This window comes from Loktanella sp. DJP18, assembly GCF_049310965.1.
Taxonomy (GTDB): Bacteria; Pseudomonadota; Alphaproteobacteria; order Rhodobacterales; family Rhodobacteraceae; genus Loktanella.
In genome coordinates, this window is the sequence record NZ_JBMERN010000086.1 from 1 (window position 1) to 16231 (window position 16231).

At 63.5% G+C, this 16231-nt stretch carries 16 protein-coding genes; 8 read left to right on the forward strand and 8 right to left on the reverse strand.

Annotated features, from left to right (window positions below):
* Positions 1 to 752, reverse strand: a 752-nt coding sequence (locus ACOI1H_RS18335) for a neutral zinc metallopeptidase (protein ID WP_422439276.1), incomplete at its 3' end; no start/stop codon positions are given.
* 143 nt (positions 753 to 895) lie between these two features.
* Here ACOI1H_RS18335 and ACOI1H_RS18340 point away from each other — a divergent pair.
* From ACOI1H_RS18340 to rocF, 3 genes are read left to right on the forward strand one after another with little or no spacing between them, the layout of a single operon-like run.
* Positions 896 to 1474 carry a YqaA family protein gene (locus tag ACOI1H_RS18340; RefSeq protein WP_422439277.1) on the forward strand — a complete coding sequence of 193 codons (579 nt, stop codon included), beginning with the start codon at positions 896 to 898 and terminating at the stop codon, positions 1472 to 1474.
* On the forward strand, positions 1471 to 1923 hold the full coding sequence (locus ACOI1H_RS18345; RefSeq protein ID WP_422439290.1) for a disulfide bond formation protein B: 453 nt from the start codon (positions 1471 to 1473) through the stop codon (positions 1921 to 1923). The genes ACOI1H_RS18340 and ACOI1H_RS18345 overlap by 4 nt, the downstream gene beginning before the upstream one ends.
* 11 nt (positions 1924 to 1934) lie before the next feature.
* The gene (rocF, locus tag ACOI1H_RS18350; protein ID WP_422439278.1) at positions 1935 to 2864 is read left to right on the forward strand and encodes an arginase; all 930 of its coding nucleotides are present in this window, start codon (positions 1935 to 1937) and stop codon (positions 2862 to 2864) included.
* Positions 2865 to 2945: 81 nt separating this feature from the next.
* On the opposite strand, the gene ACOI1H_RS18355 is transcribed toward rocF, so the two are convergent.
* Positions 2946 to 3212, reverse strand: a complete 267-nt coding sequence (locus ACOI1H_RS18355; RefSeq protein ID WP_422439279.1) for an usg protein — start codon at positions 3210 to 3212, stop codon at positions 2946 to 2948.
* Between the two features lie 191 nt (positions 3213 to 3403).
* Between ACOI1H_RS18355 and gyrA the strand changes: the two genes are divergently transcribed.
* The 4 genes from gyrA to gluQRS all read left to right on the forward strand — a co-directional run bounded on the left by gyrA (position 3404) and on the right by gluQRS (position 9217).
* A complete protein-coding gene (gene gyrA, locus ACOI1H_RS18360; RefSeq protein WP_422439280.1) occupies positions 3404 to 6160 on the forward strand; it encodes a DNA gyrase subunit A in 2757 nt (918 codons plus the stop codon).
* A 109-nt stretch (positions 6161 to 6269) separates the two neighbouring features.
* The gene (locus ACOI1H_RS18365) at positions 6270 to 6977 is read left to right on the forward strand and encodes a hypothetical protein (RefSeq protein ID WP_422439281.1); all 708 of its coding nucleotides are present in this window, start codon (positions 6270 to 6272) and stop codon (positions 6975 to 6977) included.
* A gap of 39 nt (positions 6978 to 7016) precedes the next feature.
* Complete coding sequence (gene trmFO, locus ACOI1H_RS18370; RefSeq protein ID WP_422439282.1) at positions 7017 to 8378, forward strand: methylenetetrahydrofolate--tRNA-(uracil(54)-C(5))-methyltransferase (FADH(2)-oxidizing) TrmFO; 1362 nt, start codon at positions 7017 to 7019, stop codon at positions 8376 to 8378.
* The gene (gluQRS, locus tag ACOI1H_RS18375; RefSeq protein ID WP_422439283.1) at positions 8375 to 9217 is read left to right on the forward strand and encodes a tRNA glutamyl-Q(34) synthetase GluQRS; all 843 of its coding nucleotides are present in this window, start codon (positions 8375 to 8377) and stop codon (positions 9215 to 9217) included. The genes trmFO and gluQRS overlap by 4 nt, the downstream gene beginning before the upstream one ends.
* Positions 9218 to 9238: 21 nt before the next feature.
* On the opposite strand, the gene hisI is transcribed toward gluQRS, so the two are convergent.
* Positions 9239 to 9601 carry a phosphoribosyl-AMP cyclohydrolase gene (hisI, locus tag ACOI1H_RS18380; protein WP_422439284.1) on the reverse strand — a complete coding sequence of 121 codons (363 nt, stop codon included), beginning with the start codon at positions 9599 to 9601 and terminating at the stop codon, positions 9239 to 9241.
* A 66-nt stretch (positions 9602 to 9667) separates the two neighbouring features.
* On the opposite strand from hisI, the gene ACOI1H_RS18385 reads away from it, so the two are divergent.
* Positions 9668 to 10114 (forward strand): iron-sulfur cluster assembly scaffold protein, encoded by a 447-nt coding sequence (locus ACOI1H_RS18385; protein WP_422439285.1) that lies wholly within the window; start codon positions 9668 to 9670, stop codon positions 10112 to 10114.
* A 161-nt stretch (positions 10115 to 10275) separates the two neighbouring features.
* On the opposite strand, the gene ACOI1H_RS18390 is transcribed toward ACOI1H_RS18385, so the two are convergent.
* From ACOI1H_RS18390 to ACOI1H_RS18410, 5 genes are all read right to left on the reverse strand, one after another.
* Entirely contained in the window at positions 10276 to 10398 is a 123-nt protein-coding gene (locus ACOI1H_RS18390) for a hypothetical protein (protein WP_422439286.1), read from the reverse strand.
* Between the two features lie 106 nt (positions 10399 to 10504).
* Positions 10505 to 12595, reverse strand: coding sequence for an ATP-dependent DNA helicase RecG (gene recG / locus ACOI1H_RS18395; protein WP_422439287.1), 2091 nt, complete (start codon positions 12593 to 12595; stop codon positions 10505 to 10507).
* Positions 12592 to 14814 carry an NAD-dependent DNA ligase LigA gene (gene ligA / locus ACOI1H_RS18400; protein WP_422439291.1) on the reverse strand — a complete coding sequence of 741 codons (2223 nt, stop codon included), beginning with the start codon at positions 14812 to 14814 and terminating at the stop codon, positions 12592 to 12594. The genes recG and ligA overlap by 4 nt, the downstream gene beginning before the upstream one ends.
* 341 nt (positions 14815 to 15155) lie before the next feature.
* Positions 15156 to 15869 carry a response regulator transcription factor CtrA gene (gene ctrA / locus ACOI1H_RS18405; RefSeq protein WP_422439288.1) on the reverse strand — a complete coding sequence of 238 codons (714 nt, stop codon included), beginning with the start codon at positions 15867 to 15869 and terminating at the stop codon, positions 15156 to 15158.
* Positions 15870 to 15949: 80 nt separating this feature from the next.
* Positions 15950 to 16231 (reverse strand): DUF1153 domain-containing protein (locus ACOI1H_RS18410; protein ID WP_422439289.1); only part of this gene is annotated, 282 nt, incomplete at its 5' end.

The following is a 16231-nucleotide window of genomic DNA, read 5'->3' on the forward strand; positions in this document are numbered from 1 at the left end:
TGGGTAAAGCTGTCGGGACTGACGGCCTGCCCGGCGTTGCGCTGCAGGGCGTCGTCACCGATCCGGGCGGCAGCGTTCATCGCTTCCTCGATATCGCCGGGCTCCAGCGTGGCGCTCATGCGTTGGGTGCCCTGCGCCCAGATGCCCGCATAGCAATCGGCCTGCAACTCGACCCGCACTGACAGCGCATTCGATTCCTCCGCACTCATCTGTGCGCGCATGCGGCTGGTCTGCCCCAGGATGCCCAACTCGTCCTGAATGTGATGGCCGACCTCATGGGCGATGACATAGGCGGCGGCAAAATCGCCACCGGCACCCAGTTGTTGCTGCAAGGTGCGAAAGAACGCCGTGTCAAGATAGACGTCCTGATCCGCAGGGCAATAGAACGGGCCGGTCTGCGCACTGGCCGCGCCACAGGCAGAGCGTGTCGTCCCGTCGAACAGCACCAGCGTCGGGGGATTGTACGGACCGTCGACCTGTTGATCGAAAATCATCGCCCAGACATCCTCGGTATCGGCCAGGAGGACACCGACGAACTGTTCGACCTCCGGGTCCGCTGCGGTGATCGGTCCAGTATCGACCTGCTGCGATCCGGTGCCGCCGCCCACGATGCCCGACACATCGACGCCGAAATACCACCCCAGCAGAAGGATAAGAATACCACCGACACCGCCGATCCCTCCAATCGCCCGCCCGCCACCGCCGCTGCGCCGCTCGATGTTCCGGCTGACACGCCGCCCCTGCCATTTCATCGCGTGATCCTCTCGCTTCTGTGAGCATGAGGTTAGTGCGACACCGCGTCGCTGCAATGCGCAAAAATGCAGCCGCGCGACGGGCGGCTTGACGCCCCGGCCGGTTCCGTGGCCTAACCCCGGCGACGCCACGGGAAACCTGCATGATCCGCCGCCTTTACGACTGGACGATGCCACTGTCGCGCACGCCGCAGGCGCTGTGGGCGCTGGCTTTTGTCAGTTTTGTCGAAAGCAGCGTGTTTCCCATCCCGCCGGACGTGCTTATGATCCCGATGATCATCGCCCGACCGCGCCGCGCTCTCCTGATCGCCGGCGTCGCCACCGTGGCGTCGGTTCTGGGCGCGCTGCTTGGCTATTACATCGGTGCGGCTCTGTTCGAATCCGTCGGCCGCCCCGTCCTCGATTTCTATGGCAAGGGCGCAGACTTCGACACCTTTGCGGTCACCTACAACGACTGGGGGGCCTGGGCTGTTTTGGTCGCGGGCATCACGCCCTTCCCGTTCAAGGTCATCACCATCGCCTCGGGGGCCACCGGCCTGTCGCTGCCGGTGTTCATTCTCGCCTCCATCATCGCGCGGGCCTTTCGCTTCTTTCTCGTCGCGGCCCTGCTCTGGCGCTTTGGCGCGCCGATCCAGGATTTCATCGAGCGGCGTCTCGGCCTCGTCTTCACCCTCTTCTGCGGGCTGCTTGTTGGCGGCTTCGCCCTGGTCAAGGTCGTCTGATGCGCAACACCCTGATCCTGATCGCCGCCGGCGGCTCTGCCCTTCTGCTGGCCGGGGCCTTCATCTTTCAGTTCTTCGGCTACCTGCCCTGCGCGATGTGCCTCTGGCAGCGCTGGCCGCATGCGGCCGCCATCGTGATCGGTCTTGTTGCGCTGGCCCTGCCCGGCCGGGCACTGCCCTTGCTGGGGGCACTCGCGACTGCCACCACCGCCGGCATTGGTGTCTTTCATACCGGGGTGGAAAAGGGCTGGTGGCCCGGCCCCGCGTCCTGCACCGGCGGAGGCGGCGGGGCGCTGTCCGGCGATCTTCTGTCCACCGACGGTCCCCGCCTGATCATGTGCGATCAGGTCAGCTGGGAACTTTTCTCCCTGTCGATGGCCAGTTGGAACGCACTTTTCTCGGCTGCATTGATCATCGTCTGGATCGCCGCCGCCCGCGTCCGCACCTGAAAGGTCAACCCATGTCCAAGATTCACTGCATCCTCATCGGTGCCCCCGTCGATTGCGGCAAGCGTCGACGCGGCTGTCTGATGGGCCCGGACGCCTATCGCACCGCCGGTCTGTCCGAAGCGATCGTGGCGCTGGGTCACACGGTCGAGGATCTGGGCAACCTCATGCCCGCGCCGGTCGAGATCGCGCCCCACGCCAATCCCCGGGTTCACGCCCTGGCCGAAAACGTCGGCTGGACGCAAACCCTGCTGGACGCCGCCCAAGAGGCCGCCCCCCGTGGCCTGCCGATCTTTCTGGGCGGCGATCACGCCCTCGCTCTGGGCAGTGTTGCAGGCATGGCCGCCCATGCGCAGGCGCAAGCACGCCCGTTCTACGCCCTTTGGCTTGACGCCCATAGCGACATCCACACGCCGAACACGACCGACAGCGGCAATCTGCACGGCACGCCGGTCGGCTACGTCATCGGGCGCGACGGCTTCGAGGCCTTTCCGCCCCTGCCCGCCCGCGTCGATCCCGCCAACATCTGCATGATCGGCCTGCGATCGGTGGACGGTGCCGAACACGCGGCTTTGCTGGACATGAACGTCGACGTGGTCGACATGCGGGTGATCGATGAAACCGGGATACGCACACCCCTGGCTGCGTTCCTCGACAGGGTGCAGGCTGCAAATGGCATGCTGCACGTCAGCCTCGACGTGGACTTCCTCGATCCCTCGGTCGCCCCGGCCGTCGGCACGACGGTGCCCGGCGGTGCCACGGTGCGCGAAGGCCATCTGGTGATGGAGATGCTGTGCGACAGCGGCCTCGTCACCTCCCTCGACCTTGTCGAGTTGAACCCGTTTCTCGACGACCGGGGCAAGACCGCGTCGCTGATGGTGGACCTCACCGCCTCCCTTCTCGGCCGCCGCGTCTTCGATCGGCCTACCCGCAGCCATGCCTGACGTCTGACCTTCTTTTGGTCGGCGGAATCCCGGGGTTTAGGGCAGCGCCCCAATCCGACCTTTCACAAGTCATTTGCCCCCTCAATGATAGTGAAATTCGCCCACCACGTTGCGCCATTCGTTCGGTGCGATCAGCTTGCGATGCACGTAGCGGACCGAATGCAACGGCCCTTCCAGCGTGTCGCGCCAGAAGCCGATGAATCGGAGCAGGCGGTCATGATCGGGCGCAAGGTCGTAATCCTGCCAGATGTAGGTATTCAGAACGTGGGGATAGTCCGGCATGTGAAAAGTCATCTCCGCCGTGGTCAGCCCATAGCCCTTCAGCATCAGTTCGGTCTCGATCGTCATCGCGCTCTCCTAGCCTGATCCCCCACGGCCCACGATTCCACACGTCGATTAAAAGTCAATGAAAACAATTTGTTGGCAGATCATACCCGTGGCTGCCAATGCATCCGGGCATCAGGCGTTGCGCACCAGATCAGGTATCTGGTATGGTGCGGAAAACCAAATCTAGACGTCGCATCGCAGAAGGTCATCACGTGAACGATACACCGGAAACCCCTGAAAACGATGACGAAAACGCCACTCCCAAGTGGACTTATGACGGCCCGCAGGTCACCATCGAACACGAGCTCAAGACGGCCTATCTCGACTACGCCATGTCGGTCATCGTCAGCCGTGCCATTCCCGACCTGCGCGATGGGCTGAAGCCGGTGCACAGGCGCATCCTTTATGCGATGCACGACACCAACAACACGTTCGACAAACCCTACCGCAAATCGTCGCGCCCGGTGGCCGAGACGATGGGCAAGTATCACCCGCACGGCGATTCTGCGATCTATGACGCGCTGGTGCGGATGGCGCAGAATTTTTCCATGTCGCTGGTGCTGCTCGACGGACAGGGCAACTTCGGGTCGATGGACGGGGACAAGGCCGCCGCCTATCGCTACACCGAAGTGCGGATGCGCAAGGTCGCCAATTACCTGCTGGACGATATCGACAAGGACACCGTCGATTTCCAGTTCAACTATGACGGCAAGGACCGCGAACCCACTGTCCTGCCTGCGAAATATCCCAACATGCTGGTCAACGGCGCGGGCGGCATCGCAGTCGGCATGGCGACCAACATTCCGCCTCACAATCTGGGCGAAGTCATCGATGCGACCCTCGCGTTGATCGACAATCCCGATCTGACCAGCGAAGAGTTGATCGAATTCATCCCCGCTCCCGACTTTCCCACCGGCGGGCAGATCATGGGTCGATCCGGCGCGCGCAAGGCCTATCTCGAAGGTCGCGGGTCCGTCATCATGCGCTCGCGCACCCATACCGAGGAAATCCGCAAGGACCGCTGGGCGATCGTCATTGACGACGTGCCCTATCAAGTGAACAAGGCCGCGATGATCGACCGCATCGCCGAAGCGGCCCGCGAAAAGCGGATCGAAGGCATCGCCCACGTCCAGGACGAATCCGATCGCAACGGCGTCCGCGTCGTCGTGGAGCTGAAGCGTGACGCAACCGCCGAGGTCGTGCTGAACCAGCTCTTCCGCTTCACCCCGATGCAGACGAACTTTGCCTGCAACATGCTGGCGCTGAACGGCGGACGACCCGAAACGCTGACGCTACGCCGTTTTCTGACCGCCTTCGTCGATTTCCGCGAGGATGTCGTTGCCCGTCGCACGGCGTTCGAGTTGCGCAAGGCGCGCGAACGGTCGCATATCCTGTGCGGCCTGGCCGTCGCTGTCACGAACATCGACGAAATCGTGGCCACGATCCGCCAATCGGCCGACGCCGGCGAGGCGCGCGAGGCGTTGATGACCCGCCGGTGGCCGGCGCGCGACATCCTCGAATATATCGCGCTGATCGATGACCCGACCCATACGGCCAATGAAGACGGCACCTACAACCTGAGCGAGGTGCAGGCCCGCGCGATCCTCGAGTTGCGTCTGCAACGCCTGACGCAGATTGGCGTGAAGGAAGTCACGGACGAACTGAAGGAGCTGGCCGCCAAGATTCGTGATTACCTTGAAATCCTAGGCAGCCGCGACCGGATCATGCAGATCATCCGCGACGAATTGAACGAGGTGAAGACCCAATTCGCCGTCCCCCGCCGGTCGGAAATCGTCGACTGGGCCGCCGACATGGACGACGAGGACCTGATCGAGCGCGAGGAGATGGTCGTCACCGTCACCTCTGGCGGCTACATCAAGCGCACGGCACTGACCGATTTCCGCCAGCAGCGGCGCGGCGGCAAGGGCCTGTCCTCGATGGCGACCAAGGAGGAGGACGTCGTCACCACCCTCTTCGTCGCCAATACACACACCCAATTGCTGTTTTTCACCACGGACGGCATGGCCTACAAGCTGAAGTGCTGGCAGTTGCCGCTTGGCAGCCGCACAGCCAAAGGCAAGGCGATCATCAACATCCTGCCGATCCAGACCGGCGTGTCCATCGCCGCGATCATGCCCGTGGACCGTGACGAATCGGACTGGGACGACCTTCAGGTGGTCTTTGCCACCGCGAAAGGCACGGTGCGGCGCAACAAACTGTCCGACTTCACCAACGTGAATCGCGCCGGCAAGATCGCCATGAAGTTCGAGGACGAACAGGCCGACAACATTCTGATAAATGCCCGCATCGCGTCCAACGACGACGACGTGATGCTTGTCACGAACTCCGGCCGCGCGATCCGCTTTCCGGCGACCGACGTGCGCATCTTCAACTCGCGCGCCTCGGTCGGCGTGCGGGGCATCCGGTTGAACGGCAGCGACACCGTGGTGTCGATGTCGATCATCCGCCACTTTGACGCGGATGCACCGGAACGTGCGGCCTACCTCAAGATGCGTCGTGCAATGGCCGGGTTGACGGACGATGCGGAAGTCTCCGACGACGAGGATGATGTCGCACCCGGCCTGATCACGCAGGAACGCTATGCCGAAATGTCGGCGGCCGAAAACCTGATCCTGACGATCACGGCAAAGGGGTCTGGCAAGCTCAGCTCCAGCCACGATTATCCGGTGCGTGGACGCGGTGGCATGGGCGTCATGGCCGCCGACAAGGCGATGCGCGGCGGTGCCCTGGTCTCGTCCTTCCCCGTGGACCTGTCGGACCAGATCATGCTCGTGACCTCGACCGGGCAATCGATCCGCGTGCCGGTGGACGGGATCAGCTTCCGGTCGCGCGGTGCCGGCGGGGTCAAGGTCTTTGACACGGCCAAGGGCGAGGAAGTCGTCAGCGTCGCATGGATCGCCGATCAAGGTGACGCGGAAGACACAGACCCCGGTCCGGCAGAGGCATAATCCCGCCCTGCCAGTCCTGATCTGTTGTCGGAATGCTTCGTTTTCGATAGGCTGTCGGGCAAGAGGGGCCAAACCCTCAGCACATAACAACAAGATTGAGGCGCGTAACATGAACCATAAAGCAGCTTTGGCTGCCGCCATTCTGGCGGTCGCATCCTCCTCCGCAACGGCGCAAGGCGTGACCGGCGGAGAGCTTGGCATCACCTACAATGCCCCGACGAACGGGTCAGATTTCGGCGGCACGACTTATACGGGCGGCCTCGAATACGGCTTCCTGCAGACGTTCAGCGTCTCGGCCAATGCCGCCGGTTACAAGTTCGACAACATCGACACCACTTCCAACAACGTGACGCTGCACGGCACCTATCATCTGTCGTCGACAGCTTCGGTCGGCGGCTTCTACGCCCGCGACGATCTGGACGGCACCACGGCGGACATCTTTGGTGCCGAAGGCGGGACAGAGTTCATGGGCGGCGACGTCGGTGGATATCTCGGTCGTGTGGACGACGGCACGGACACCGGCACACTTCTGGGGTTCGACGGCAGCTATGCCTTGCGCAACGGCTTCTCGGTCATCGGAGAAGCGGATGTGTACAACGTCGACGGCGACACGCTCAGCCAGGTATCGATCGGGGCAGAGTACGAGTTGGCGGTCGGCCCGGAATTCTACGCGCATATCGGCCGCGTAACCGGTGATATCGATGGGTCAAGCGATTCCGTCGGCTTCTTTGGCATCGGCGCCAAGGTGGCCTTTGGTGCGACGCGTGGCACGACATTCAGCAATCGCAGCGTGCTGGACGTGCTGCCGGGCTTCTGAGGCTTTGCAAATCCGCCCGCGGTGTCCTACATCGCGGGCATGATACATGAATTGCACATCGTCGGCGGCGGCATGGCCGGATCAGAGGCCGCCTGGCAGGCCGCTAACGCGGGTCTCCGGGTCATCATCCATGAGATGCGCCCAAAGGTCGGCACCTTCGCGCACCGCACCGGCGATCTGGGCGAGATGGTCTGTTCCAACTCCTTCCGGTCCGACGATCACGAACAGAACGCCGTCGGGCTGCTGCATTGGGAAATGCGTCAGGCCAACGGGCTGATAATGCAGACCGCGCAGAAGCATCGCCTGCCTGCCGGTGGTGCCTTGGCGGTGGATCGCGACCCATTCGCCGCCAGTGTGACCTCTGCTTTAAGATCGCACCCCAACATCACGGTTTCATACGAGGAAATCACCACCCTGCCCGATCAGGGCCAGTGGATCATCGCGACCGGCCCGCTGACATCAGGTGCCTTGGCCGAGGCGATCCGGGTCGAGACGGGGGCCGATCAACTTGCCTTCTTCGACGCCATCGCCCCGATCGTCTATGCCGAGACCGTCAACATGGACGTCGCCTGGATGCAATCCCGCTACGACAAGGGCGAGACAGAGGATGAGCGCACCGCCTACCTCAACTGCCCCATGACGAAGGACCAGTACGAGGCATTCATCGACGCGCTGCTGGCGGCCGAAAAGACCGAGTTCAAGGAAGGTGAAACCGCAGGTTACTTCGACGGCTGCCTGCCGATCGAGGTCATGGCCGAACGCGGCCGCGAAACCTTGCGCTTTGGCCCGATGAAGCCTGTCGGGCTGACCAATACCCATGACCCGGCCACCAAGGCCTACGCGGTCGTGCAACTGCGCCGCGACAACGCGCTCGGCACGCTCTACAACATCGTCGGCTTTCAGACCAAGATGAAATATGGCGCGCAAAAGGTTGTTTTCAAGATGATTCCGGGGCTGGAGGCCGCCGAGTTTGCGCGTCTGGGCGGCATCCACCGCAACACCTTCATCAACTCTCCGACCCTGCTGGACGGGCAGATGCGGTTGAAATCGCGGCCCAACATCCGATTTGCCGGTCAGATCACCGGAGTCGAAGGCTACGTCGAATCCGCCGCGATGGGTCTGTTGGCCGCACGGCTTGCCATCGCGCAGGCGCATGACATCGACCTGGCCCCCGTCCCCGATTCGACTGCGATGGGTGCGCTGGTGACGCATATCACCGGCGGGGCAGACGCCAAGACCTTTCAGCCGATGAACGTGAACTTCGGACTATTCCCGCCCCTCGAAGGCAGCGGAATCAAGGGCGGACGCCGAGGTCGCAAGGAACGCTACAAGGCCTACACGGATCGGGCGAAAGCCGATTGGACCGCCTGGCTGGCGCAGACGGAAACCGTCCCCGCTTGATCACCCGCTTCGCCCCGTCGCCGACCGGCCCGCTGCACTTGGGTCACGCCTATTCCGCCATGTTGGCGCATGACATGGCCCGCGCCGCTGGCGGCACGTTCCTGTTGCGGATCGAGGATATCGACAGCACCCGATCTCGACCGGCGTGGGAGGCGCAGATCCTTGACGACCTCGCCTGGCTGGGCCTGACCTGGAAGCCGGTGATGCGCCAATCCGACCGCCTGCCAGCTTACCGCGAGGCTCTCGAGTCGCTGTGGGACCGGAGTCTGATTTACCCCTGCACTTGCAACCGCCGCGACATCCTGGCTGCTGCCAGCGCGCCGCAGGAAGGTGCCGCGATGGGACCGGACGGCGTGATCTATCCCGGAACCTGCCGCACCCATGCGCGCGTCGGTTCGATCCCGACAGACGGCGCCCTGCGGCTGGACATGAGGACAGCCATGAAAGGCATTGATTTCGTTGAGCATGACCACAACGGCAAGACCGTTGTTACGTCCCGCGACCACCTGATCGACCACATTGGCGACGTCGTCCTGTCCCGTCGCGACATGGGCACGTCCTATCACCTGTCGGTGGTCCTCGATGACGCGGCGCAGGCCGTGACGGACGTGGTGCGCGGTGAAGACCTGCGCGATGCCACACCGATCCACGTCCTGCTCCAGCGCCTGCTGACGCTGCCGACGCCTGTCTACCACCATCACCGCCTGATCCGCGACGAGGCAGGCAAGCGTCTGGCGAAGCGTGACGATGCCCGCGCCATCGCGACCTACAGGTCCGAGGGGGCAACACCGACCGATATCAGACGGATGGTCGGCCTTCCCCTTCATCTGGCAAGATAAACTCGCCCGCGGCAGGCGTCCTCAGCCAGTCATGGGCGCATCCGTCACGATCTCTGACCCACCTTCGACCTTGGTAAAGAAGCAGGACCGACGCCCGGTGTGGCAGGCCGGGCCGGTCTGATCGACCTGGACCAGCAGGCAATCGCGGTCGCAATCCAGCCTGAACTCGATCAGCTTCTGAACGTGGCCGGACGTCGCACCCTTGACCCAGAATTCCGACCGCGAGCGTGACCAGTAGGTCACGTCGCCGGACTTGAGCGTCCGCGCGACCGCCTCGGCGTTCATCCAGGCCAGCATCAGCACCTCGCCCGAGGTCGCGTCCTGCGCGATCACGGGGATCAGTCCTGCATCGTTGTAGCGCAGGGTGGCGGCGTCAAAGGACATCGGGGCAACCTTTCCAAGCATCGCGTCAGGCCCTATCTATGGGGCAACCAGCGAAAGGGCAAACCGGTGAGCGCCGAGACCGACATGATCAAGCTCTACTCCACGCGCATCCTGGCGCTGGCGTCCGAGATTCCGCATACCACGCGCCTCACCGATCCCGACGGCACGGCGCGCAGGCGCTCTCCGCTCTGCGGCTCGACCGTGACAGTGGACGTGAAGGTCGCTGATGGGCGCATCGCTGCGTATGGCCAAGATGTGAAGGCCTGTGCGCTGGGTCAGGCTGCCGCCTCGGTCGTAGGTCAGGCGATCGTCGGACTGGATCGCGCAACGGTTCAACGGGGCCGCGATGAACTGCTTGCGATGCTGAAGGACGCCGGCCCCGTGCCCACGTCCCCCTTCGACGGCCTTGCCGTGCTGGAACCGGCGCGGGACTACAAGAACCGCCATGCCTCGATCATGCTGACGTTTGACGCGACCCTCGCCGCCCTCGACGAAGCGCATGTCCTGACATAAAAAAGCCGCCGCACACCCGGGACAGGTGGCGGCGGCGAGTGGTGCATCCCGGTGACGGGGCGATCGGGGCAGGCAACCCGTGATCGCGCATGGAACAGGCAGATCGGCGCGTGCGAGGTGGGACAGGCAGTGCGCGCAGGGCCGCCGGGAAGCGAGGCAGGTCAGATCATCGCAGGCAACGATAATCCGACGAACAGCATGACGATCAGCGATGCGACCCCGATCGCGTCGGCCAGAAGGGTATCGCGGCTGCGGTAGATCGCGGTCTTGATGTCCTCGGCCATGGGGACTCTCCTCTGATTGCCTTCTGTTGCCTCTTTGTTCTCATTTCATTAATCACTTGTAAAGAACTTTTTGAGAACATTCGTGAACAAAATGTTACCATCGGCATTAGCCCACAGAAATCAAACGGATCGCCCGATCCTGTTCCATCAGCCACAACAGCACGCGCGCCGCGCGACCGCGGTCTCCAGTCAGCTCCGGATCGTCGTGCAGCAACTTGCGGGCATCCGACTGGGCCAATTCCATCAAGGCGGACTGCCGTTCGAGGTCAGCGATGCGAAAACGCGGCAGACCGGATTGCGCGGTGCCGATCATGTCACCTGCTCCGCGGATCGCCAGATCCTCTTCCGCGATCCGGAATCCGTCTTCCGTCTCGCGCAGGATGGTAAGCCGCCGTTGCGCCGTGTCGCTCATCGGGGTCTGGTACAGCAGCAGACAGGTGGAGGCGGCGGCCCCGCGCCCGACCCTGCCGCGCAACTGGTGCAACTGTGCCAGTCCGAAACTCTCTGCCCGCTCGATCACCATGATGGAGGCATTGGGCACGTTCACACCCACCTCGATCACGGTGGTCGCGACCAGCACTTTGGTTGCCCCGGCGACAAAGCGTGCCATCGCCGCGTCCTTCTCGGACGGGGGCATCTGGCCGTGGACCAGACCGACGATGCCTTCGCCAAGGGCCGCGCGCAGTGATTTGAACCGCTGTTCGGCGGCAGTCATGTCGATGGTCTCGGATTCCTCGACCAGCGGGCAGACCCAATAGGCCTGTCGCCCTTCGGCCACGGCACCGCGCAGCTTGGCGATCATCTCGTCCATCCGATCGGTGCTGATCAGCGCGGTCGTGACTGGCGTGCGACCGGGCGGCTTTTCGTTCAGAACCGACTGATCCATTTCGCCGTATTGCGCGAGGCTCAAGGACCGCGGAATCGGCGTCGCCGTCATGACAAGGACATCGACCGCCTGCCCCTTGGCCCCCAGCTCCATCCGCTGTGCCACACCAAATCGGTGCTGTTCGTCAATGACGGCTAGTCGCAGGTCATGAAACACAACGTCCTTTTGAAAGACCGCGTGGGTGCCGACGAGGATCTGCAACGACCCGTCGGCCAGCGCCGCCAGCTTCGCCGCCCGCTCGCCCCCCTTGTCGCGCCCCGTCAGGATGTCGAGCCGCACGCCCGCCTGCAGGGCCAGGGGCCGCAGCCCCTCCAGGTGCTGGCGCGCCAGAATTTCGGTCGGGGCCATCATGACGCCCTGCCCGCCCGCCTCGACCGCGATCAGCAACGCCATCAGCGCAACCAGCGTTTTCCCTGATCCGACATCGCCCTGCAGCAATCTGTTCATGCGATGAGGTGCCGCCATGTCGCCGGCGATCTCGGCAATGGCGCGGGTCTGCGCCCCGGTCGGGCTGTAGGGAAGCGCTGTCAGCACACGGCGTTGCAAGGCGCCCGTCCCCGCCGACGGACGCCCCGGCTTGCGCCGCATCCGACTGCGCGCCAGCGCGAGGGTCAGTTGGTGGGCGAACAACTCGTCATAGGCAAGCCGAACGCGGGCGCGCGACAAGGGCGACAGATCGGTCGTTGCCTGCGGCGTGTGCGCGGCCATCAGCGCCGCCTGCCACGCGGGCCAGCCTTCACGCGCCAGCAACGGACCGTCGACCCATTCGGCCAGCTCCGGGGCCAGCGCCAGCGCACCCCGCGTCGCGCGGTACATCAGTTTCTGCGTGATGCCCGCGGTCAGCGGATAGACCGGCTCAAAGGCGGGTATGTCGTCGGCGTCGTCCAGCGGCAACACATGATCCGGATGCGCCATCTGCCCGATCCCATCGAACAGCTCGATCCGGCCCGACACCACCCGCCGCTGGCCGGTCGGCAGCAGCTTTTGCAGAAAGTCGCCCCTTGCATGAAAGAAGATCAGTTGAAATGTCGTCTCTGCATCTGTGACGGTCACGCGATACGGGCGGTTCTTCGCCGCAGGCGCATGATGCGCGCCGACCGTCACCTCGACCGTGACAACGGCGGGCGGCACGACCTCTCGAATACTGGCGCGGCGATGGCGGTCGATGCCGCCTTGCGGCAAGGTCATCAGCAGATCGCGCGGCCTTTCGATGCCGATCTGCGCCATCAGTTGCGCCGTCTTGGCCCCGACCCCCTTCAGCGCCGTCAGTTCACCGAACAGGGGAAACAGGACCTCTGGACGCCCGCTCATGCATCACCGATCATGGCGAGCCAGCCGTCTTCATCGATCGTTTCGATTCCGAGTTCCGCGGCCTTGTCCGCCTTCGACCCGGCCCCCGGTCCCGCGATCAGCAGGTCCGTCCTGGCGCTGACCGACCCCGCGACCTTGGCCCCCAGCGCCTCGGCCCGCGCCTTCGCTTCGGCGCGGGTCATCTTTTCGAGCGTGCCAGTGAAGACAACAGTCTTGCCAGCGACCGGGCTGCCGGATGCGGCGCGCGGTGCCATCTCCTGCACCTGCAACTGCGACGCCAGCCGGTCGATCGAGGCACGCTCGGCCTTTTGCTGGAACGTCGTGACCAATGCGACCGCCACAGTCGCGCCGATCCCTTCGATCCCGGTCAGGTCCGCCCAGGCTGCGCGAGCGACTTCGGGGACATCCGCCCAGACAGCGTCGCGCGCCCGCTTGAGGCTTGCTCGCCGTCCATCAGTCAAGGCAGCGGCCCGTTCGTCTGCTTCTGCCGCGTCCGCCGCCAGATGGGCCTGCGCCGCTGGGCCTGCCGCATCGACGGCGGCGACCAATGCGTCCCACGTCATGAAATGCTGCGCAAGATCGGCGGCAGCCACCTCTCCGACATGGCGGATGCCAAGGGCGAAGATCAGACGGTTCAGGGTAATTTTTCTCTTCTCCTCAATCGCTTGAAAGAGGTTCTTCACGCTTGTCTTGCCAAATCCTTCGCGGTTCTCCAGCCTTGCGACCGTGTCCCTGTCCCTTGTTGCAAGGGTAAAGATATCCGCTGGTTCCCGGATCGGAAGATGCGCATCCACGAAGAAATATTCGATCTGCTTTGCACCCAGCCCTTCGATGTCGAAAGCAGCGCGGCTGACGAAATGACGCAGTTTTTCGACCGCCTGCGCCGGACAGATCAGGCCACCGATGCAGCGCCGGACGGAATCGCCATCCTCGCGCACGGCCTCCGATCCGCATTCGGGACAATGCGTCGGAAAGGCAAAGGGCACCGCGTCGGTGGGACGGCGCGACGGGTCCACATCACGGATTTTTGGAATGACGTCGCCGGCGCGGTAGACTTCGACCCAGTCACCGACGCGAATGTCGCGACCGTCGCGGATCGGCGTGCCGTCACCGCTGCGTCCGGCAATGTAATCCTCGTTGTGCAGCGTCGCGTTCGACACCACGACACCGCCGACCGTGACTGGAGAGAGCCGCGCGACCGGTGACAGCGCACCGGTGCGCCCGACCTGAATGTCGATGCCATCCAAACGTGTCCAGGCCCTCTCGGCCGGGAACTTGTGCGCAATGGCCCACCGCGGCGTCGTGGACCGGAAGCCAAGTCGCCGCTGCAGACCCAGATCGTCGACCTTGTAGACCACGCCGTCGATGTCATAGCCAAGCGTCGCCCGGTCAGCTGCGATCCGGTCGTATTGGGCGATCATCTGCGCCGGACTCTCGCACAGCGTTGTCAGCGGGTTCACATCGAAGCCGACTGCATTCAGGCGCGCGATGGCCCCGAATTGCGTGTCGGCGAGGGGCGCGGACACCTCGCCCCAGGCATAGGCAAAAAACGCCAGTGGCCGCGCTGCCGAGATCGCAGGGTCCAACTGGCGCAACGATCCAGCCGCAGCATTGCGCGGGTTGGCAAACGTCTTTGCACCCGCCTCTGCCTGCCGCGCATTCAGCGCGGCAAAGTCCGCGTGCCGCATGTAGACTTCGCCCCGCACCTCCAGCACCTTCGGCGCGCCGGTCAGCCTTTGGGGAATGGTGTCGATGGTCCGGGCATTTGCAGTCACGTTCTCGCCGACTGCACCGTCGCCGCGCGTCGCCGCCTGGACAAGTGCCCCATCTTCGTAACGCAGGGACAGCGACAGGCCGTCGATCTTGGGCTCTGCGGTATAGGGCAACGGCGCATCTTCCGGTAGCCCCAGGTAGCGACGGACACCCCGATCGAATTCGACGATATCCGCTGTCGAAAAGCCGTTCGACAGCGACATCATCCGCTGGGCATGGGTGACCTTTCCAAAGCCTGCCGCCAAGGGGGCACCGACCTGATCGCTGGGCGAGTCCGGTCGCTTCAGGTCGGGAAATGCCTCTTCCAGGGCCAGATTGCGACGTTTGAGGGAGTCGTAGTCCGAATCGGTCAGAACCGGATCATCTTCGGTATGGTAGGCACGATTTGCCCGGTCCAGCAGTCTGATGAGCGTCGCAAGTTCTTCTGCGGCGGCGTGTGCTGACATGTTTTGAGGGTCCGGTCGTTCCCCACGGGGTTCGATCAGGGCGTCGACCTCGATCTCGTCGCCCTCGTCCGAAGGCTCCATCTGCGCATCGCGACCGCTCATCGACTGCGGGCTCTGACCATTGTTGTCTTCATCAGCCCTTGGTTGACTGCCCGAGCGGGCGTTGGCGGCATTGTTTCCGCCCTCGGGCGTCACAAGGGACGTGCTTGTCGATTTCGCCATGCCGCAGACTCCGGTCAACTGCGCGAGGACGCGCGGATCGTCGGAAATCTAGGGCTACGCGGGTCAGAGGTCCAGCGTCGGGGATGGCGTCATTCGGGCAGTCGGTTGCCGCCTGCCGTTCAAGCGCCGATCGCAATGGGGGCCTTTGCTGCCTGGACGTCCGGGTCCCGCAGCACATAGCCACGCCCCCAGACCGTTTCGATGAAATTGTCGCCGCCGGTCGCTTCCGACAGCTTCTTGCGAAGTTTGCAGATGAAAACGTCGATGATCTTCAGTTCCGGCTCGTCCATGCCGCCGTAAAGGTGGTTCAGGAACATTTCCTTCGTCAGGGTCGTACCCTTGCGCAGGCTGAGCAGTTCCAGCATCTGGTATTCCTTGCCGGTCAGGTGGACCGCGTTGCCGTCGACGTCCACCGTCTTGGCGTCGAGGTTGACGGCGATCGTCCCGGTCCGGATGATCGACTGGGCATGGCCCTTGGACCGACGGATGATGGCGTGGATGCGGGCAACCAGCTCTTCCCGGTGGAACGGCTTGGTCAGGTAATCGTCGGCCCCGAAGCCGAAGCCCTTCAGCTTGTTTTCGGTGTCATCCTCGCCGGAGAGGATCAGGATCGGCGTGTCGATCCGTGCGAGGCGGAGTTGGCGCAGCACCTCATGTCCGTTCATGTCAGGCAGATTCAGGTCAAGCAGGATCAGATCATAGTCATAGAGCTTGGCCAGATCGATGCCTTCTTCCCCCATGTCGGTGGAATAGACGTTCAGGTTCGCGTGGCTCAACATCAGCTCGATACTTTTCGAGGTGGTGGGATCGTCTTCAACCAGCAATACGCGCATCGGGCCTCTCCGCTTCCTAATGACCTCGTCACTTTGGCTATCAATCGTTAATACCCGGTTACTGAATGAAGAAAATCAGATCAATCGCCCTTAAGTTGTCTATAGCGCTGTAGCGCAGTGGTTTTCAAGGCATCACGTCCATGGAGCCGCACGGCATCATCCCATTCGGCGAATTCATCTGCGGACAAAGCATACATCTCCAGCGCGGCGTCGCGGGTAATCAGCCCATGCAGCACTGCCATGACCACGGCCGCCTTACGCGACGCGACCCAGCGCCGGGTCCGGACGGGCGGCAGGTCAGCGCGGGTCATCACGCTTCCGTCCGGCAAAGAGACGGACCGCGGCCCGTCGATTTTTTTCAG